This is a genomic window from Arthrobacter sp. SLBN-83, assembly GCF_006715285.1.
Lineage (GTDB): Bacteria > Actinomycetota > Actinomycetes > Actinomycetales > Micrococcaceae > Arthrobacter.
This window is the reverse complement of the sequence record NZ_VFMX01000001.1, coordinates 2970334-2988576: the sequence shown is the minus strand read 5'-3', so window position 1 is coordinate 2988576 and position 18243 is coordinate 2970334. Positions and strand designations below refer to the sequence as shown.

Annotated in this window: 18 protein-coding genes and 1 riboswitch; of the genes, 15 read left to right on the top strand and 3 right to left on the bottom strand. The window is 66.0% G+C overall.

Annotated features, from left to right (window positions below; translation table 11 throughout):
- The first annotated feature begins 167 nt into the window (after positions 1-167).
- From FBY30_RS13955 to FBY30_RS21240, 5 genes are all read left to right on the top strand, one after another.
- Positions 168-3986: a multifunctional oxoglutarate decarboxylase/oxoglutarate dehydrogenase thiamine pyrophosphate-binding subunit/dihydrolipoyllysine-residue succinyltransferase subunit gene (locus FBY30_RS13955; RefSeq protein ID WP_142133395.1), complete on the top strand. Its 3819-nt coding sequence runs from the start codon at positions 168-170 to the stop codon at positions 3984-3986.
- A 153-nt stretch (positions 3987-4139) separates the two neighbouring features.
- Positions 4140-4739 carry a GDSL-type esterase/lipase family protein gene (locus FBY30_RS13950; protein ID WP_142133394.1) on the top strand — a complete coding sequence of 200 codons (600 nt, stop codon included), beginning with the start codon at positions 4140-4142 and terminating at the stop codon, positions 4737-4739.
- A gap of 82 nt (positions 4740-4821) precedes the next feature.
- Positions 4822-5652 (top strand): DUF4097 family beta strand repeat-containing protein, encoded by an 831-nt coding sequence (locus FBY30_RS13945; protein ID WP_142133393.1) that lies wholly within the window; start codon positions 4822-4824, stop codon positions 5650-5652.
- On the top strand, positions 5652-6113 hold the full coding sequence (locus FBY30_RS13940; RefSeq protein WP_142133392.1) for a PadR family transcriptional regulator: 462 nt from the start codon (positions 5652-5654) through the stop codon (positions 6111-6113). The genes FBY30_RS13945 and FBY30_RS13940 overlap by 1 nt, the downstream gene beginning before the upstream one ends.
- A gap of 119 nt (positions 6114-6232) precedes the next feature.
- Positions 6233-6307 carry a 50S ribosomal protein bL37 gene (locus FBY30_RS21240; RefSeq protein WP_369299106.1) on the top strand — a complete coding sequence of 25 codons (75 nt, stop codon included), beginning with the start codon at positions 6233-6235 and terminating at the stop codon, positions 6305-6307.
- A gap of 104 nt (positions 6308-6411) precedes the next feature.
- On the opposite strand, the gene rsrA is transcribed toward FBY30_RS21240, so the two are convergent.
- Together rsrA and FBY30_RS13930 are read right to left on the bottom strand one after the other, a co-directional pair.
- Positions 6412-6672, bottom strand: a complete 261-nt coding sequence (gene rsrA, locus FBY30_RS13935; protein WP_142133391.1) for a mycothiol system anti-sigma-R factor — start codon at positions 6670-6672, stop codon at positions 6412-6414.
- Complete coding sequence (locus tag FBY30_RS13930) at positions 6669-7484, bottom strand: sigma-70 family RNA polymerase sigma factor (RefSeq protein WP_142135286.1); 816 nt, start codon at positions 7482-7484, stop codon at positions 6669-6671. Before FBY30_RS13930 ends, rsrA begins: the two co-directional genes overlap by 4 nt.
- 237 nt (positions 7485-7721) lie before the next feature.
- Between FBY30_RS13930 and FBY30_RS13925 the strand changes: the two genes are divergently transcribed.
- The 8 genes from FBY30_RS13925 (at position 7722) to FBY30_RS13890 (ending at position 15396) form a co-directional block, all read left to right on the top strand.
- Positions 7722-8267, top strand: a complete 546-nt coding sequence (locus FBY30_RS13925) for a DoxX family protein (protein ID WP_142133390.1) — start codon at positions 7722-7724, stop codon at positions 8265-8267.
- Positions 8268-8273: 6 nt separating this feature from the next.
- On the top strand, positions 8274-9662 hold the full coding sequence (gene aroA, locus FBY30_RS13920) for a 3-phosphoshikimate 1-carboxyvinyltransferase (RefSeq protein ID WP_142133389.1): 1389 nt from the start codon (positions 8274-8276) through the stop codon (positions 9660-9662).
- The gene (rsgA, locus tag FBY30_RS13915; protein WP_142133388.1) at positions 9646-10761 is read left to right on the top strand and encodes a ribosome small subunit-dependent GTPase A; all 1116 of its coding nucleotides are present in this window, start codon (positions 9646-9648) and stop codon (positions 10759-10761) included. The genes aroA and rsgA overlap by 17 nt, the downstream gene beginning before the upstream one ends.
- Positions 10762-10806: 45 nt before the next feature.
- Positions 10807-11619, top strand: a complete 813-nt coding sequence (hisN, locus tag FBY30_RS13910; protein WP_142133387.1) for a histidinol-phosphatase — start codon at positions 10807-10809, stop codon at positions 11617-11619.
- Between the two features lie 152 nt (positions 11620-11771).
- A riboswitch (SAM riboswitch) is annotated at positions 11772-11885 on the top strand.
- Between the two features lie 37 nt (positions 11886-11922).
- Positions 11923-13335, top strand: coding sequence for an aminotransferase class V-fold PLP-dependent enzyme (locus FBY30_RS13905; RefSeq protein WP_142133386.1), 1413 nt, complete (start codon positions 11923-11925; stop codon positions 13333-13335).
- A 100-nt stretch (positions 13336-13435) separates the two neighbouring features.
- Entirely contained in the window at positions 13436-14194 is a 759-nt protein-coding gene (locus FBY30_RS13900) for a class I SAM-dependent methyltransferase (RefSeq protein WP_142133385.1), read from the top strand.
- 49 nt (positions 14195-14243) lie between these two features.
- Entirely contained in the window at positions 14244-14957 is a 714-nt protein-coding gene (locus FBY30_RS13895; protein WP_142133384.1) for a metal-dependent transcriptional regulator, read from the top strand.
- A gap of 61 nt (positions 14958-15018) precedes the next feature.
- Positions 15019-15396, top strand: coding sequence for a hypothetical protein (locus FBY30_RS13890; RefSeq protein ID WP_142133383.1), 378 nt, complete (start codon positions 15019-15021; stop codon positions 15394-15396).
- 42 nt (positions 15397-15438) lie between these two features.
- Here the strand turns inward: FBY30_RS13890 and FBY30_RS13885 are convergent, their stop codons facing one another.
- A complete protein-coding gene (locus FBY30_RS13885) occupies positions 15439-16422 on the bottom strand; it encodes a S1C family serine protease (protein WP_142133382.1) in 984 nt (327 codons plus the stop codon).
- Positions 16423-16643: 221 nt separating this feature from the next.
- Here FBY30_RS13885 and FBY30_RS13880 point away from each other — a divergent pair, with 221 nt between their 5' ends.
- Entirely contained in the window at positions 16644-17753 is a 1110-nt protein-coding gene (locus tag FBY30_RS13880) for an acyltransferase family protein (protein WP_142133381.1), read from the top strand.
- A 10-nt stretch (positions 17754-17763) separates the two neighbouring features.
- A complete protein-coding gene (locus FBY30_RS13875; RefSeq protein WP_142133380.1) occupies positions 17764-18228 on the top strand; it encodes a pyridoxamine 5'-phosphate oxidase family protein in 465 nt (154 codons plus the stop codon).
- The last annotated feature ends 15 nt before the right edge of the window (positions 18229-18243 follow it).

Genomic DNA, 18243 nt, shown 5'->3' with positions numbered 1-18243 from the left:
CCCCGTCCGCCACATCATGATTTGGGTCACCCTTATTGGCAGTTAACACGGAATGCTCACTAGACTTGCAAAGGTCCGGGTTCAGAGGACAGAGACTGGTTCGAACGTAGTGCTGAAGCACCGGGGGGCCAAAGAGAAATCAAACTCATGGAAGAGGCGTATTTCAAGTGCCAGAGCAGCCAAGCCACCGTCTACCAGAGGAATTTGGCGGGAACGAGTGGCTCGTTGACGAACTGTACGAGCAGTACCAGCAGGACAAGAATGCGGTGGACGCCAAGTGGTGGCCCCTGTTTGAATCCTTCGACTCGGGCAACGGTTCTTCTTCCAACGGAAATTCCGCGCACACTGCCAACCCTCCCACCCGGGAACTCCCTGTCGTAAAACCGGCTCCCGCCGCTCCGGCGCCGTCGCCGGCAGCTGCCCCTGCCACTCCCCCGGCGGCGCCGGCCGCCGCTGCCCCGGCCGCCCCTGCAGCAGCCCCCGCACCCGTCAAGAAGGCCCCCGCGACCGAGGCCCGCGACGGCGGCAAGAAGACTGAGGCGGCCACCGGCTCCCAGCCCATCCCGGCCCAGCTGCCCAAGAACGTCAAGGCCCCCACCGCCCCAGAGGAAGACGTCGTCTCCGTCCTCCGCGGCCCTGCCAAGGCCATCGCCACCAACATGGTCACCAGTCTCCAGGTGCCTACGGCCACCAGCGTGCGCGCCATTCCCGCCAAGCTGCTCATCGACAACCGCGTGGTCATCAACTCCAACCTGGCCCGCGCCCGCGGCGGCAAGGTGTCCTTCACCCACCTCATCGGCTATGCCGTGATCCGGGCGCTGTCCCAGTTCCCGTCCATGAACGTGTACTACGACGAGGTGGATGGCAAGCCCGTCGCGGTCCAGCCGGCACACGTCAACTTCGGCATCGCCATCGATATGCCCAAGCCCGACGGCACCCGCCTCCTCATGGTCCCGAACATCAAGAAGGCCGAGACCCTCAACTTCGCCGAGTTCTGGCACACCTACGAGGACCTCATCAAGCGGGCCCGCAACGGCAAGCTCACCGCTGAGGACCACCAGGGCACCACCGTGTCCCTGACCAACCCCGGCGGCATTGGAACCGTGCACTCGGTGCCGCGCCTTTCCAAGGGCCAGGCAGCCATCATCGGCGTCGGCGCCCTCGACTACCCCGCTGAGTTCCAGGGCGCCAGCGAGAAGATCATCGCCCAGAACGCCATCAGCAAGGTCCTCACCCTGACCTCGACCTACGACCACCGCGTCATCCAGGGCGCCGGCAGCGGCGAGTTCCTGAAGCTGGTCCACCAGCTCCTGCTGGGTGCACAGAACTTCTACGACGAGATCTTTGAAGCACTGCGCATCCCCTACGAGCCCGTCCGCTGGAGCCCCGACCTGCAGGTGGACCCGGCCGACGAGATCAACAAGGTGGCCCGGATCCAGCAGCTGATCCACTCCTTCCGCGTTCGCGGCCACCTCATGGCTGACACCGATCCGCTGGAATACGTGCAGCGCAAGCACCCGGACCTTGACGTCCTCACCTACGGCCTGACCCTCTGGGACCTGGACCGCGAATGGCCCACCGGCGGCTTCGGCGGCAAGCCAATGCTTAAGTTCCGCGACATCCTTGGCGTTCTCCGCGATGCCTACTGCCGCACCACGGGCATCGAGTACATGCACATCCAGGAACCTGCCGAGCGCAAGTGGTTCCAGGACCAGCTGGAACACCCCTACTCCAAGCCCAGCCGGGAAGAGCAGCTGCGGATCGTCTCCAAGCTGAACGCTGCCGAGGCATTCGAGACCTTCCTGCAGACCAAGTTCGTGGGCCAGAAGCGCTTCTCCCTTGAGGGCGGCGAGTCCCTGATCCCGCTGCTGGACGCGATCATGTCCGATGCCGCCGACGACGGCCTGGACGAGGTTGCCATCGGCATGGCCCACCGAGGCCGCCTCAACGTCCTGACCAACATCGCCGGCAAGACCTACGCCCAGGTGTTCCGCGAATTCGAGGGTACGCAGGATCCGCGCTCCGTCCAGGGGTCCGGCGACGTCAAGTACCACTTGGGCACTGAAGGCACGTTCACCTCGGACAACGGCAAGGAAACCAAGGTCTACCTCGCCGCCAACCCGTCGCACCTGGAAGCCGTGGACTCCGTCCTCGAGGGCATCGTCCGGGCCAAGCAGGACCGCTTGGACCAAGGCGAATCGTTCCCCGTCCTGCCCATCATGGTGCACGGTGACGCAGCCTTCGCCGGACAGGGTGTTGTGGCCGAGACCCTCAACCTGTCCCAGCTCCGCGGCTACCGCACCGGTGGCACCATCCACATCGTGGTCAACAACCAGGTGGGCTTCACCACCGCCCCGTCGTCGTCGCGCTCGTCCACATACTCCACGGACGTTGCCAAGATGATCCAGGCGCCGGTATTCCACGTAAACGGCGACGACCCCGAGGCCGTTGTCCGCATCGGCCAGCTGGCCTACGAATTCCGGCAGCGCTTCCACAAGGACGTTGTCATCGACATGGTGTGCTACCGCCGCCGCGGCCACAACGAGGGCGACGACCCCTCGATGACCCAGCCACTGATGTACAACCTGATCGAAGCCAAGCGCTCCGTCCGCAAGCTGTACACCGAGTCGCTCATCGGCCGCGGGGACATCACCGAGGAAGAAGCCGAGCAGCTGCTCCGCGACTACCAGGAACGGCTGGAGCGGGTCTTCGCCGAGACCCACGCCGCCCAGACCTCACCGATTCCGATCGTGACCGCGGATTCCGCAGCCGTGTCCGACATCGAACGGCCCAAGTCCCAGCAGTCCGATTCCAGCGTCAGCGCGCCGGCCTCCACGGCCATCAGCGCAGAAACGCTGGCCCGGATCGGCAAGGCCCACGTGGAGATTCCCGAGGGCTTCACGGTCCACCCCAAGCTGAAGCAGCTGCTGGAAAAGCGCGAGCAGATGTCCCGCCAGGGTGGCATCGACTGGGGCTTCGGCGAGATCGCTGCCTTCGGCTCCCTGATCATGGAAGGCGTCCCCGTACGCCTGGCGGGCCAGGACTCCCGCCGCGGTACGTTCGTCCAGCGCCACGCCGTCTTCCACGACCGTGCCAACGGCAAGGAATGGCTGCCCCTGGGCAACCTCTCTGACGACCAGGCCAAGCTGTGGATCTACGACTCCCTGCTGTCCGAATACGCAGCCATGGGCTTCGAGTACGGCTACTCCGTGGAGCGCCCGGATGCCCTGGTCCTTTGGGAGGCCCAGTTCGGCGACTTCGTCAACGGTGCACAGACCATCATTGATGAGTTCATCTCCTCGGCAGAGCAGAAGTGGGGACAGCGCTCCTCGCTGGTCCTGATGCTCCCGCACGGCTACGAAGGCCAGGGCCCGGACCACTCCTCGGCAAGGATCGAGCGCTTCCTGCAGCTGTGCGCGGAGGACAACATGATCGTGGCCAACCCCACCACGGCCGCCTCGCACTTCCACCTGCTGCGCCGCCAGGCCTACAGCCGCCCCCGGAAGCCGCTGATCATCTTCACACCCAAGCAACTCCTTCGCCTGAAGGCCGCCGCCTCGTCCGTGGAGGACTTCACCAGCGGCACCTTCCGCCCCGTCATCGGCGAGCATGAGCAGCTGCCGGCCACCGCCGTCGAACGCGTGCTCCTGGTTTCCGGCCGCCTGTACTACGATCTCCTGTCCACACGGCAGAAGACCGGCGACCAGACCACTGCCATCGTCCGCGTGGAGCAGCTGTACCCGCTGCCGCACCAGGAGATCGCAGCGGAACTCGCCAAGTACCCCAACGCAGAAGTGGTGTGGGCACAGGACGAGCCCGCAAACCAGGGACCGTGGCCGTTCGTTGGCCTGCACCTGCCGGAGATCCTTGACCGGCGCGTGCGGCTGGTGTCCCGGCCGGCATCCGCCTCCACCGCCGCCGGTTCCATGAAGCGCCACGCTGCGGAGCAGGATGCCCTCCTGAAGCAGGCATTTGAACGGAAGTAAGCAGTAAGGCTGCCCGGCCGGACGTCGAAATACCAGACTCCGGCCGGGCAGTTCTGTTTAATGGACTGACAGCGCCGCCTTCAACCTCCGCAGCCGCGGCGGCGGAGGCACCGGCCGTCCGAAGTAGACCCGTACCGAAGTAAAGAGGAACGCGTGGAAGACAGGAAGCTGCGGATCGCAGCTGTAGGAGATGAATTGCTGGCCGGACTGGGCGATCCCCGGGCGCTCGGCTGGCTGGGCCGGGTGCTGGCCCGCACTCCCCAGGACGGCATGCTGCTGGAAAGCTATGCGCTCCCCTGCCCGCAGGAAGGTACCGAGGGGTTGGCGGCGCGCTGGCTGGACGAAGCCGGCCGCCGTTTCAGCGTCCAGGCGGAGAACCGGCTTGTAATCGGACTGTCCGGACGTGACATCGAGTTTGGCCTGTCCACCGCACGGAGCAGGCTGAACCTGGCCAACATCCTGGACTCAGCTTCCCAGAACCGCATCGAGGTTTTCGTAGTGGGACCGCCCCCCACGCTCGATCCGGCCCAGAACCGGCGGCTTGACGAGTTGAATACCGCCTTTGCGGATGTCACCACCCGCCGCAAGCATCTTTACGTCGACACCTTCTCACCCCTCCTGAACCACGAGCAGTGGCGCCAGGACCTGGCCGCCAACGGCGGCACGCCGGGCCAGGCGGGTTACGGCCTCATGGCCTGGCTGGTGCTGCACCGCGGCTGGTTCCAGTGGCTGGGTCTGGAAGCACCGCAGTAGGCTTCGAGCTATATCTTGACCCTGCCCTGGGGCGGCGATAGGTTGTAGTGGCAACGCGATATATCGCTTTATGGAGGGGACCGTGGCCGAGGAAACCTGGACTGTTGAGAACCCGCAGACGCTCGTCATAGCGGACGTTGGATCCCTCAAGCTGGGGATGGTCCGCGGCAGCTTCCGCGTCGTGGCGCACGCCGAACCCGTGGTCCGGCTCGACGTGTCCGAGGTCCACGGGGACCCGGTAGCGGTCTCCCTCAGCGGCGGCAGGCTGGAGGTCCGGCACCAACTGCACGGTGCCCAGGGCTGGTTCAAGAACCTGATGGAGACGGTCAACCACAACAGCGGGAACTCCGCCGTCATCACCATTGCAATTCCCGCCAATGTCGAGGTCGAAGCGGGAACTGTCAGCGGTGACGGACTGGTGTCCGGTACTTCCGCCCACGTGCGCCTCAACACCGTCTCCGGGACGGTCGCCGCAGAAGGTACGTCCGGCGAACTGCAGGTCAACACCGTCAGCGGAAGCGTGGCCGTCCGGGACCACCGCGGCGTACTTACCGCGAAGAGCGTCTCCGGGGAGGTTACGGCGTCCGGCCAGTTCACCAATGTGCGCACCAACACCGTCAGCGGCCACCTCAACTTCGACCTGCTCGATTTCACCCGCGACTTTGGCTCAAATTCGGTATCCGGCGACCTCACCATCCGACTGCCCCATGACGTAGGCGTGGACATTGTGGCCAAGTCGGCCGGAGGTGCGGTGGTCCTTGACGGCCAGCAGTGCCTCCTGGCCAACGGCAAGGTGGAGACCATTGCCGGGCCGGATGGGCAACTGATGCTGGTGCGGACCAACTCCGTGTCCGGCAAGACCTCGATCTTCCACGCTCCCGCACCCGTTGACGGCGGCAAAGCGGAACGCTGATGCCGCCCGTCTTCGCACATGGAGCGTTGCGCCTCTACCTCCTGGCCCTCCTCGAAAGCGGGCCCAAACACGGTTACGAGCTCATCAAGGCGCTCAAGGACCGGTTTGGCGGAACCTATGCGCCCAGCGCCGGAACCATCTACCCAAGGCTGGGCAAACTCGAGGAGGACGGCCTGGTGTCCACCGAACCGGCAGGGCGGCGCACCAACTACCGCATCACCGCCGCGGGCCGCGCAGAGCTGGACCGGCGCCGGGACGACGTTGCGGGCGTGGAGAACGGCATCGCAGCCTCGATGCAACGCCGTGACGTTGAATTGATGCTGCAGCAGTTCAGTGAGGACCTCCGTGCAGAGCTGCGCCGGTACGCCCTGCGCGAGCCCTTAGGCCCGGCGACCCTGGAAACTGTCCGTGCAGTCCTGGAAGACGCCCGGGCAGCCATCCACAGCACCCTGCGCCGCTAGGGGGCAGGGGCCGAACGCACTGCCGCAGGTCATCCGCCGTTTCCCGGTTCGCGAGGCGCCACATCATGTGGGAGACTGGAGGGCAGCTCTTTTGAGTACCAACAGTAAGGAGGCCAGCTATGAGCAAGCGTGCACGCAAGCGTCGTGACCGTAAGCGTGGCGGCGCGAACCACGGGAAGCGCCCCAACACCTAGGCACATGCCAGGAACCACGGTTCAAGCGAAGGACCCCGCAAGCCACTCGGCTTACGGGGTCCTTTGCTGTCTGAGGCCCGTGGCCGCACACTGACGCTTTTTGCTTACGCCTCCACGGGGCGGATCGTGTGAATCCTGTCCAGGATGGCGTTCTTCAGGTTGTCCGGAGCGGACTCTGTGCACGAGCGCTTGACCAAGTTGCGGATGACGCATTCGAGGTCGTACTGCTGCGTGCACTCAGGGCACTCATCCAGATGGTTCTTGATCTCGGTCAAGTCCTCACGGGTCAACGCCCCGTCAAGGTATTCGTAGATGCGTTGCATCCGGGTGTCGTCGCAGTCGCCCAATCCCTGGCAGTCGCTCATTTCCTGTTCTCCTGTGCTTTGCTTCCTGCCGCTTCCGACGCATCCGCGGCTGTTTTGAATCCCCGCTCTGCGGCGTATTCCGCGAGCATGTCCCGCAACATTCGCCGGCCGCGGTGCAGCCGGGACATCACGGTGCCGATGGGGGTGTTCATGATGTCTGAAATTTCCTTGTAGGCGAAGCCCTCCACGTCGGCGAAATAGACCGCCAAGCGGAACTCTTCAGGGATATCCTGCAGGGCCCGCTTCACGTCCGAATCCGGAAGGTGGTCCAACGCCTCGGCCTCGGCCGAACGCAGTCCCCTCGACGTGTGCGACTCCGCCCGTGCCAGCTGCCAGTCCTCAATGCTGTCCGAATTGGACTGCAAAGGCTCGCGCTGCCGTTTGCGGTACAGGTTGATGTAGGTGTTGGTGAGGATCCGGTACAGCCAGGCCTTCAGGTTGGTTCCCGGCTTGTACTGATGGAACGCAGAGAAAGCCTTGGTGTAGGCCTCCTGGACCAAGTCCTCCGCGTCCGACGGGTTCCGTGCCATGCGCATCGCGGCCGAGTACAGCTGGTCCACGTACTGCATGGCGTCCCGCTCGAAGCGAAGGCGGCGCTCCTCCATGGTCTCCGCGGAGACATCCAGGCCGGTGCCGTCATTCGGGTCGGCTTCGGCGGCCTGCGAAGCAGGGCCGGGCTGGGCGGACGGCAGCGGCGCGGCTCCCGCCTTGCCGTTCACTTCGGCGGGGGTAGCCTCATACATGGCCGCGACGGCCGGATCCAAGGTGTTCATTGCCTTCAAGTCTACTGTCCGGCTTCCCGCCCGGAGCATGCCGTACTCCAGCGGCTCCGCGGCAAGAGTACCCACTGCCACCGGCCCCGCCGGTCTTGTTCCGTCCAACACCTTCCCCAAGGCCCAACTCCGCTCTGTATCGGGTGAATGATCGCCTGGGCTCCTGTCACGAACCCGACATCGATAACCGCCCCCCGCGGGCAAATATTCCCCAAAAGTGCAAGACTAGGACCGACTCCGCCGCTTGGCGCGGCTCGTCCATCCAGGAGGAAATCCATGTCCTTTGTCCGCACGCTCGCTCGCCCCATGCTTGCCTCCAGTTTCGTTCTTGCCGGACTGGATAAGCTCAAGAACTCCGACGACACCGCCCAGCAGCTTTCGCCGCTCCTGCGCAAGGCGGCGGCCTCACTCCCCTTCCAGGCGAGCGAGAAGACCTTGGCGCGCGTGATCGGCGGAACCCAGGTGGGAGCCGGCGTCCTGTTCGGCCTTGGCAAGTTCTCCAGGCTCTCGGCCGGCCTTCTGACCGTGATCTCGCTCCTCAACACCTTTGTTGAGTGGCGCAGTGCGGACATCAGCAGCAAGGAAGGGCGTGAAAACCGCCGGAACCAGCTGCTCAAGAACCTCTCGCTGAGCGGCGGGGCGCTGTTGGCTTCCGTGGACACAGCGGGCAAGCCGGGCCTGGCCTGGCGCGCCGAGCACCTGGCCGCCGATGCCCGCAGGAACGCCTCGCACATTGCTGCCGACGCGCGCCGCACCACCACCAAGAAGCTGAACAAGGCGGACAAAGTCGTACGCCGTGCAGTACACGCCACGGGAGCATAAGCACGAATGACCGCAACAGCTGCCACCCGGGACGGGTCCGGAACACCTGTGGAGCACTGGGACGCACCCTTTGCGTCCCGGCCCGTCGATGCCGCCGTGACGGTGCCCGGATCAAAGTCCCTGACCAACAGGTACTTGGTCCTGGCCGCCTTGGCGGAGGGTCCGTCCCGGCTGCGCGCGCCCCTGCACTCCAGGGATTCCGCATTGATGATCGACGCGCTCCGGCAGCTGGGTGCCACGATTACCGAGGTGCCAGGGGACGGTGACTTTGGCCCTGATCTGGAGGTGGTTCCGCTGCCGGCAGCCGCCGAGGCGTCCCTCACCAGGATCGACTGCGGGCTGGCCGGCACCGTCATGCGGTTCGTTCCGCCACTGGCGGCGCTCCGCAACGGAACCAGTGTCTTCGACGGTGATCCGCACGCCCGCAAGCGGCCTATGGGGACCATCATCGAGGCCCTGAAAGCTCTGGGTGTTGCCGTTGCCTCCGAAGACGGCTCCGCACCGTCATCGCTCCCGTTCACCGTGGAAGGCAAGGGCTCGGTCCGGGGCGGCCATCTGGTGATTGACGCCAGCGCATCGTCGCAGTTCGTTTCCGCCCTCCTCCTGGTGGGGGCGAGGTTCGACGAGGGCCTGCACCTGGAGCACGTGGGGAAGCCGGTGCCCAGCCTGGACCACATCAACATGACCGTGGCTGTCCTGCGCGGTGCGGGCGTCTCGGTGGACAACTCCGTTCCCAATCATTGGGTGGTGGCGCCCGGGCCGATCCGCGCCTTCGACCAGCGGATCGAGCAGGACCTTTCCAACGCCGGTCCGTTCCTGGCAGCCGCGCTGGCTTCGAAGGGTACGGTGCGGATTCCCAACTGGCCGGCGGAGACCCAGCAGGTGGGAGACCTGTGGCGCGACATCCTCGCGAAAATGGGCGCAGACGTTACCCTGGCCGACGGGGTCCTGACCGTCACCGGCGGCGAGGAGATCAAGGGCGGCACCTTCGCCGACACCAGCGAGCTTGCGCCTACGGTGGCAGCCCTGTGTGCGCTGGCCACCGGCCCCTCCCGGCTCACCGGGATCGCCCACCTGCGCGGACACGAGACGGACCGGCTCGCGGCCCTGGTGACGGAAATCAACCGGCTTGGCGGAGACGCAGAGGAAACCAGCGACGGCCTGGTGATCCGTCCCGCCCGACTGCATGCCGGCGTCGTCCGCAGTTATGCTGACCACCGCATGGCCACTGCCGGCGCCATCCTGGGCCTGGCGGTGGAGGGGGTGCAGGTGGAGGACATTGCCACCACCGCCAAGACCATGCCTGATTTCCCCCAGCTATGGGCAGGCATGCTGGCCCAGGACGCCGCGGCGGCATCCGGACCGGAGGAGCCCAGCGGTGGCGCGGCGCACTGACTCCTGGGACGAATCCGACGTCCGAATCCGGCCGAACAAGAAGGGTTCCAGGCCCCGCACCAAGGACCGGCCCAGCCACGACGACGCCGTCACCGGACGGATCATCACCGTGGACCGCGGCCGGTACACGGCAGTGGTGGGTGAGGACTCGAAGAACGAACGAGTGGTGATTGCGGCACGCGCCCGCGAACTTCGCCGCTCGCCGGTGGTTGCCGGCGACTTTGTCTCGCTTGTGGGAGACGTGTCGGGAGCGCCGGACACGCTGGCCCGCCTGGTGAAGATCCAGGACCGCAAAACGCTCCTGCGCCGCAGCGCCGACGACACAGACCCGATCGAACGTGCCGTGGTGGCCAACGCGGACCAGCTGGTGATCGTGGTGGCGGCGGCCAACCCTGAGCCGCGGACCGGATTCATCGATCGTGCCCTGGTGGCCGCGTACGACGCCGGCATCGAACCGATCCTGCTGGTCACCAAGGCCGACGTCAAGGACCCCGCGGAACTGTTGTCCAACTACACCCACCTGGACTTCCCGGTGATCATCAGCCGGACGGCTGACGCCCAGGCCTCGGGCATCGATGCGCGCTCCGACGACGGCCTTTCGGCCCGGTTGGACAGCGCCGCCGTGGCCGAGCTTCGCGCGCACCTGGACGGCCAGGTCACGGTCATGCTCGGACATTCGGGCGTGGGCAAGTCCACCATGGTCAACGCGTTGACCGGGGCCGAGCGGGCCACCGGCGGAGTCAACGCGGTGACCGGCCGGGGCCGGCATACATCGTCGTCGGCCCTGGCGCTGCGCCTGGCGGACGCGCCGGCCGGCAGCTGGATCATCGATACCCCGGGCATCAGATCCTTCGGTTTGGCCCACGTGGACCCTGACCGGATCCTGCGCTCTTTCCCGGACCTCTCCCCCGGCATCGAGAACTGCGAACGGGGCTGCAAGCACACGGCAACTGCAGTGGACTGCGGCCTCGACGACTGGGTGGCGGACGGACACGCAGGTCCCACTGGTCCCGCACGGCTCGCCTCGCTGCGGCGGCTGCTCGGCACGGATCCAAGGATGGAAGCACAGGAAACCAAAGAGCTCGGCAGCGTCAACTGACGCGTTCTCCCCGGAAGAAGCATGGGCAGACGGTAGTTTGGAACCATGATCCAACCCGCTTCGAGCTACAACGATGACCTGCGCCTGGCACATGTCCTGGCCGACTCCGTGGATGACCAGACCATGAGCCGCTTCAAGGCCCTGGACCTCCACGTTGAGACCAAGCCGGACCTGACCCCGGTCACCGATGCGGACAAGGCCGCCGAGGAAGCGATCCGCGGGCAGCTCTCACGTTCCCGCCCCCGTGACGCGGTCCTGGGCGAAGAGTTCGGCAGCACGGGCCACGGTTCGCGGCGCTGGATCATCGACCCCATTGACGGGACCAAGAACTTTGTCCGCGGCGTTCCGGTCTGGGCTACCCTGATCGCCCTCGTTGACGAGGGCGAGCCGGTGGTGGGCGTGGTCAGCGCCCCGGCCCTGGGCAAGCGCTGGTGGGCGGCAAAAGGGATGGGCGCGTACATGGGCAGGTCGCTGGCGGCTGCCACCCGGCTCCGCGTCTCCAACGTCTCCAGCCTCGCCGATGCCTCCCTCTCCTACTCCAGCCTCACTGGATGGAAGGAACGGGGAAACCTCGACGAGTTCCTGGGCCTCACCGAGGACGTGTGGCGGACCCGCGCCTATGGGGATTTTTGGTCGTACTGCATGGTGGCCGAGGGCTCCGTGGACATCGCCTGCGAACCGGAACTGAACCTTTACGACATGGCCGCCCTGGTGCCGATCGTGGTGGAGGCCGGCGGCCGTTTCACGTCTTTGGAAGGCGAGGACGGCCCCTTTGGCGGGAACGCCCTGGCCACCAACTCCATCCTGCACTCGGAGGTGCTGCACCGCCTGAACCCTTACCTGGACGATTTGCTGTAACAGTTGACGTTCCAGTGGGAAAACGAATAAAGCGACGACGGACACCTTCCAAAGGAGGTGTCCGCCGTCGTTTATTCGGCGGCGCGTAACAAAGGGCTTAACAATCGTTGCTGGTTCAGTCTTGGCCGCCGCATGTCCTACGCTTTTATCCAGGTCACGAGTGCCAGCGCTAAACCCCGGTTTGCTGGCCGGCAACCCTCCATTCGCGGTGGGGTGCCCCGGGTGACGACCAGGCCGGTCCGGAGCGGATGCGGCAAGCGCGGATTCCACTTTGCCGGAGTCCTGTATTCAAGTGAGGTCTCTGTGACAACTGCCACCGTCTCCCCCCAGCCCGCCATCACCGAAGCCACCGTTGCTGCTGAACGCCACGCAATACGGCCCCTCGCGGCGGTCACCGGCGCGGAAATCCAGGCGCCGCTCATCACCGGCGGCCACGTGCGGTACGCGAACCTTGACTATGGCGCCTCCGCCCCCGCGCTCTCCGTGGTGTCCGCCTACCTGAACGAGATCCTGCCCTACTACGCAAGCGTCCACCGCGGGGCAGGGTACGCCTCCCAGATCAGCACCTCGGTTTACGAGAACGCGCGCAGCATTGTCCGCGATTTCGTCGGGGGCCGCCCGGACGACTCGGTCATCTTCACCCGCAACACCACGGACTCGCTGAACCTCCTGGCAGGTTGCCTTCCCATCAGCGATGGCCGGCCCGCCGGCGATGTGCTCTACCTGGACATCGAACACCACGCCAACCTGCTGCCCTGGCAGGGCGTACCGCACCGGAGCATCGTCGCCGCGGACACGCTCACCGGCACCCTCGACGCTGTCCGCGCCGAGCTGGAGCAGGGCGGGGTCAGCCTGCTGGCAGTCACCGGCGCATCAAACGTCACCGGCGAGATCCTTCCCATCCGGGCCCTGGCCACGCTGGCCCACCAGCACGGTGCACGGATCGTAGTGGATGCGGCGCAGCTGGCACCGCACCGCCGGGTGGACATCAGCGACGACGGCATAGATTACCTCGCGTTTTCCGGCCACAAGCTGTACGCACCGTTCGGCGCCGGTGTCCTGGTGGGACGCCCTGACTGGCTGGACGCGGGCGTCCCCCACCTTGCCGGCGGCGGCGCGGTAAAGGAAGCAAAGCTCGACGGCGTCAGCTGGGCCACCGGCCCTGCCCGCCATGAGGGGGGCTCACCGAACGTCCTCGGAGCCGCCACCCTGGCCCGCGCCACGCAGGTGATCGCGGCGCTGGACCAGGACCGGTGGCATGCCCACGAATCCGCCATCCGTTCCTTCCTGGTGGAGGGACTGAAGGACATTGACGGCGTCACGGTCCACCAGATCTTCAAGGACAGCAACCCGGAAACGGACACCATCGGCGTGGTCAACTTCTCCGTGGAGGGCTACGACGCGGGGCTGGTGGCGGCCTACCTCGCCGCCGAGCACGGCGTGGGCCTGCGCGATGGACGCTTTTGCGCCCATCCCCTTCTGAAGCGCCTTGGCCTGCCGTCCGGCTCGCTTCGGGCAAGCTTCGGCGTCGGATCACGGCTGGAGGATGCCGAACGCCTCCTCACGGGCATCCGCTCGCTGCGCAGCGAAGGGCTGGGCTGGGACTACGTGGTGGACGCCGGCCGGTGGGTGCCCGCCAACGATGCCCGCACCTACCCGCACTGGGCACCGAACACCCCGGGGACGGCCGGCGCAGCGCCCTGCATCGACGACTAGGCAGTTCCAGGGAAGGGGTGCACCCTTCCAGCAGCAACCGGCGACCGTCCGTGCGGTAAATTCAAAGGGAGATCACTGGCAGCACAGAAGGAGGCCACGCGTGGTTCGGGGTGGCCCCAGGCTCGATCACGGGCGGCGCCGGGAGCTCGGGCAGAGCTTCCAGGACGGCGGCAGGCACTACCATCGCATCCGCCCGGGATACCCGGAGGAATCGGTCCGCTGGCTGGTGCCCACCGATGCCAAGGACGCGCTGGACGTCGGCGCGGGGACCGGAAAGTTCACCTCGTTGCTGCTGGACCTGGGACTGGACGTCACCGCCGTCGACCCCTCCGCGGACATGCTTGCCCAGCTGACGGCCCACTGCCCGGGCGCCAGGGCTGTGGTGGGAACCGCCGAGGCGACCGGCCTGCCCGACTCGTGTTTCGACGTCGTTACCGTTGCCCAGGCCTGGCACTGGTGCGACCCGCTGGCCGCAAGTAACGAGCTGGCCCGGGTGCTGCGCCCGCACGGAACCCTCGGCCTGGTCTGGAACCAGCTGGACACCTCGGTGCCCTGGGTACACCGCCTTTCCCGGATCATGCACGCAGGTGACGTGTACCGGCCGGGCCACAAACCCGTGGTGGGGCCTGAATTCCACGGGCTCGAAGGACACGTCACCCACTGGCAGGACACCGTGACCGCCAGGGACCTGATGGAGCTCACCAAGTCGCGCAGCTACTACCTGCGGGCCAATGAGGCAACGAGGGCCAAGGTCCTGGCCAACCTGGACTGGTACCTGCACGAGCACCTTGCGTACGTCCCCGACCAGCAGATCCAACTTCCCTACCTCACGTTGGCGTGGCGCGCCGTGAGGGCATGACCGGCGCAGCGCACCGTGCCGCCACAGCTCAACCGGTAGGCTTGGACCTGTGAAGACCAGCGCGCCCTCATCCTCCATCGAGGATTACGTCAAGGTCATCTATTCGTTCACTGAATGGCAGGACAAGCCCATCACGTCCTCGCAGCTGGCACAGAGGCTGGGAGTGGCCAATTCCTCGGTTTCCGAGATGGTCCGCAAGCTCAAGGACCAGGGCCTGGTGGACCACAAACCGTACAGCGCCGTCACCCTCACCGAAGCCGGCCTGCGGCTGGCCCTGGCCATGGTCCGCCGCCACCGGCTGATCGAGACTTACCTCGTCCAGCGCCTCGGCTATAGCTGGGACGAAGTCCACGACGAAGCTGAACAGCTGGAGCACGCGGTCTCGGACACGTTCATTGAACGCGTCGCGGCCAAGCTCGGAGACCCGAAGCGGGATCCGCACGGCGATCCCATCCCCACTGCCGACGGCCAGGTGCTGATGCCGCGTGCCCACCTGCTCGCCGAACTGGACGAAGGCCACAGCGGCCGGATCACCCGGATCAGCGATGACAACCCTGAACTGCTGCGGTACCTCGCCGCCCAGGACATCGATCTCGACGCTGACGTGGAAGTGGTGGGACGGCGCCCATTCGGCGGCGCCCTGGTAGTGCGGATCGGCGGCTCCGACTCACCCCGGGACTTCGACCTTGCCGATGAAATCGCCTCAGCGCTGTGGGTCTCCAGCGACACCCCCCACCCGGGCTGCCTCCTGGACAAACCCTGACCCTGCGATGCCCGCCGGCTCCAGCCCGGCGATTTGGCCGCCTCCCGTATGGTTGAAGGTGATGATCAGCAGACGCGACGCGGCAATTACCCTTGATGTTCCCCTTGAAATGGCACAGCGCCACGGCCTGCCCAAGTGGATGACGGAGGCCGAACTCCGCGCCATTCTGGACAATCCCCCGCCCTGGCTGGTGCAGTCGCGCGCTAACCGGACGGGAAAGCGGCCCGTCTGGGTGCACCTGGAATGCGCCGTCTGCGGCTATGAGGAGGCTGCGCGCCCCAAGAAGTGGTGGCCCGACTTTACGTATGTGGTGTGCGGGCACCATCCCCCGGCGGACATGCCGCCCGCCCGCCCCGGCTGCGTCCGCAGCGAGTACGACGGCGTGGGGACGCGTTTCGTGGGCATCGCGGACGTGGAAGCGCCCCCGGTTCGCCCATAGGTCACCGGGCGTGCCTGCGCAAGGTGCCGGCCCGCCGTCGAACTAAGCCGTGCCGTTGGCGGTCATTTCCTCCGGAACAGCGGTGAGGTGCAGTTCGACGCCGTCACGCAGCACTGCCACGTCGAGCGGCTGGCCGATGGCGTCCGCAAACAAGAGCCTCTGCAGGCTCTCGGCATTGTTCACGGGGCGGCCCCCGGCCGTCACGATGATGTCCCCTGCGGACAGGCCTGCCGTATCTGCGGGGGAACCGGGCAGCACCTCCACTACGCGAAGGCCTTCCCGCAGCCCTGTCCGGATCACCGCACTGGGGGTGAGCTGCATCGGAGTGCTGACCAGGCCCAGGTAGGCGCGGCGCACCCGCCCGTCCGCCAGCAGCGCGGAGATGATACGGCGGGTGGTGGCGTTGATCGGGATGGCCAGCCCCAGGCCGGCACCCGCCACCGCGGTGTTGATGCCCACGATCCTGGCATGGGTGTCTGCCAGCGCACCGCCGGAGTTTCCGGGGTTCAGGGCCGCATCCGTCTGGATGACGTCTTCAATGACACGCCTGTTACCTCCTGACCAGACAGGTATGGCACGGCCCAGGCCGCTGACCACCCCCGCAGTCACGGAACCAGCCAGCCCCAGCGGGTTCCCCACCGCCACCACAAGCTGCCCCACTCGCAGGGACTCCGCGGCGCCGAACTCGGCAGGCCGGACCTTGGGCCTGGAACCGTGGACCACCGCGAGGTCGGACAGTGGATCTGCACCCACCAGCTCGACTTCCATCCTGCTGCCGTCGCCAAAGACCGCATAGCCCTGCCGGGTGCCCGCCACGACGTGCGAATTAGTGAGGAGGTAGCCGTCCTCCGTGAAGAGCACCGCCGAGCCCGCTCCCACCCTGACCCGGCCATTGCGGCGCTGGGCAGTCATCTCGATGGCCGCCACATGCGGGGTAACCGCTGCCGCCACCCTCATGACGGTCCGGGAGTAGGCGTCCAGGACGTCTTCGTCCTCCGGTTGTTGGAACTCCGGCGCCTGTTCCATGGCTAACCTCCTGACTGCGTTCCGCCCTGTTCCGCCGTGCTCAGCCGGCGGCGGCAGCTTGCCCTTGAGGGGCCTTATGAAAAACAACGACGGCCTCGACCAGTCCAGTCCCGCCTTCGCTACGCCTTGGGTGAACGCGGACTGGAAGAGCGGCTGTCCTCCAGCATCAAAATTCCATCAAGTCGAGGAATTCGTCATTCCGGCGCTGCTAGCTTGATGCAATGTCACGGGGAAGTCACGGTTCAGCGCCGGTTCAGCATGCAGAAAAAGCCCGCATCGAGTGGATCGATGCGGCACGCGGGCTTTGCGTCGCAGCGGTGGTCCTTTTCCACGTTGGGTTGTGGCATTTCCTGAAGTTTGAACACGACAGCAGTGTGGCCTTCACCTTCTGGGACGCCGTGGCAACGGGACTTGGATCCGTGCGGATGCCGCTCCTTCTCGCGGTTTCCGGAATCCTTGCCGCTTCCAAGGTCCGCAACGGGTTCGGCAACGGAAAGGCGTGGAGCTCCAGCCTGAGCAACTACTACCTGTACGCCGTCTGGCTGCTTGTCTATGCGCTTCTCAGCATCGTCCTGGCAGGTTCCCCGCGGCCCCAGCGGGTGGTATCCGTCGGCGACTTCTTCCTGCAGCTGATCGCCCCGGATACTCCCCTGTGGTTTATTTTCGCCCTGGCGGTCTACGTACCACTACTGACCTTCTGCAGGAAGCTTCCGCCGTCGGTGGTGCTGACCGCGCTTGCCGGCTTGAGCATCCTCACTGCCCTGGTTATGGACAGCACCGCGGGGCAGTGGGGCAAGGTGCCGGAGTTGGCCGTCTTCTTCGCGACAGGTGTGTACGGAAAGAAGCTCTTCCTGCACATTGCTGAGGCCCACAGGGTGCTCTGTTTCGCTGTGGCCGCCCCAGTCTTCGTCGCCCTGATGGCGCTGCCGGAGATACATCCCGGCATCGACCAGGTCGTCTACATCCTGCAGGGACTGGCGGCGGCCGCGGCACTTGTAGCCTTCATCAGCGCCATCACCAGGTACCGGCCCATTGCCATGGCAGGGTCCTGGGTCGGCCGCCGCACCCTTGGCATTTACCTCCTGCACACGCCGATCATGGATTTCCTCGTCCTTGCTTTCCATGGGCCCTTGTCACCGGTTGCGCCGGCCATCTCGAGCTCGGTGCCCGTCGCCCTGCTGTACCCCCTTGTGCTGACCTGCGCCGTCATCGCAGCCTGCGTAGGCTCCGAATACCTCCTCAGGAAGTGCGGGTTCGCCTTCCTCTTCCAGCGTCCCGGCGCGGCCCCGGGCCGGGTCTCCACCCGTGCGCGGCTGCTGACCAGGCTCTAGGATCGGTACCATGACTGATTCCCCTGCAGGGTCCCAAACGGAAATCCTGCCCGCCGATGAGTGCTGGAAGTATCTTCGGTCCTCCTACATCGGCAGGCTGGCGGTCATCAACGGTGACATTCCGGAGATCTTTCCCGTCAATTTCTCCGTGACCGGGGAAACTTTGGTATTCCGCACCGCGCCGGGCACCAAGCTTCGCGCACTGCTCAGCGGTGCGGTTGCCGCCTTCGAGGTGGACGGGCTCAATCCCTATGCCACGGAAGTCTGGAGCGTGGTGGCTAAGGGCAGGCCCCAACCCTTTGACGAAACCCGGATGTCCCTGCCGGACGGTGACGCCGACCGCGAACCGTGGCAGCCCGGTATCAAGGACCACCTGGTGGCCCTCACGCCTACGGACCTCACCGGGCGCAGGTTCGCGGTCAGGTCACGCACCCGGTGGTGGCCGCCGGTGGATTTTTCCGCCGACTGGCTGTAGGGGTTTGGCCCTCGT

What these genes read in the sequence shown, in the direction of transcription:
- FBY30_RS13940 (WP_142133392.1), top strand. Translation starts at nt 5,652, where the DNA reads ATGCCGCCCGTCTTCGCACATGGAGCGTTGCGCCTCTACCTCCTGGCC.
- rsrA (WP_142133391.1), bottom strand. Translation starts at nt 6,672, where the DNA reads ATGAGCGACTGCCAGGGATTGGGCGACTGCGACGACACCCGGATGCAA.
- FBY30_RS13930 (WP_142135286.1), bottom strand. Translation starts at nt 7,484, where the DNA reads ATGCTCCGGGCGGGAAGCCGGACAGTAGACTTGAAGGCAATGAACACC.
- FBY30_RS13925 (WP_142133390.1), top strand. Translation starts at nt 7,722, where the DNA reads ATGTCCTTTGTCCGCACGCTCGCTCGCCCCATGCTTGCCTCCAGTTTC.
- aroA (WP_142133389.1), top strand. Translation starts at nt 8,274, where the DNA reads ATGACCGCAACAGCTGCCACCCGGGACGGGTCCGGAACACCTGTGGAG.
- hisN (WP_142133387.1), top strand. Translation starts at nt 10,807, where the DNA reads ATGATCCAACCCGCTTCGAGCTACAACGATGACCTGCGCCTGGCACAT.
- FBY30_RS13890 (WP_142133383.1), top strand. Translation starts at nt 15,019, where the DNA reads ATGATCAGCAGACGCGACGCGGCAATTACCCTTGATGTTCCCCTTGAA.
- FBY30_RS13885 (WP_142133382.1), bottom strand. Translation starts at nt 16,422, where the DNA reads ATGGAACAGGCGCCGGAGTTCCAACAACCGGAGGACGAAGACGTCCTG.
- FBY30_RS13880 (WP_142133381.1), top strand. Translation starts at nt 16,644, where the DNA reads ATGTCACGGGGAAGTCACGGTTCAGCGCCGGTTCAGCATGCAGAAAAA.
- FBY30_RS13875 (WP_142133380.1), top strand. Translation starts at nt 17,764, where the DNA reads ATGACTGATTCCCCTGCAGGGTCCCAAACGGAAATCCTGCCCGCCGAT.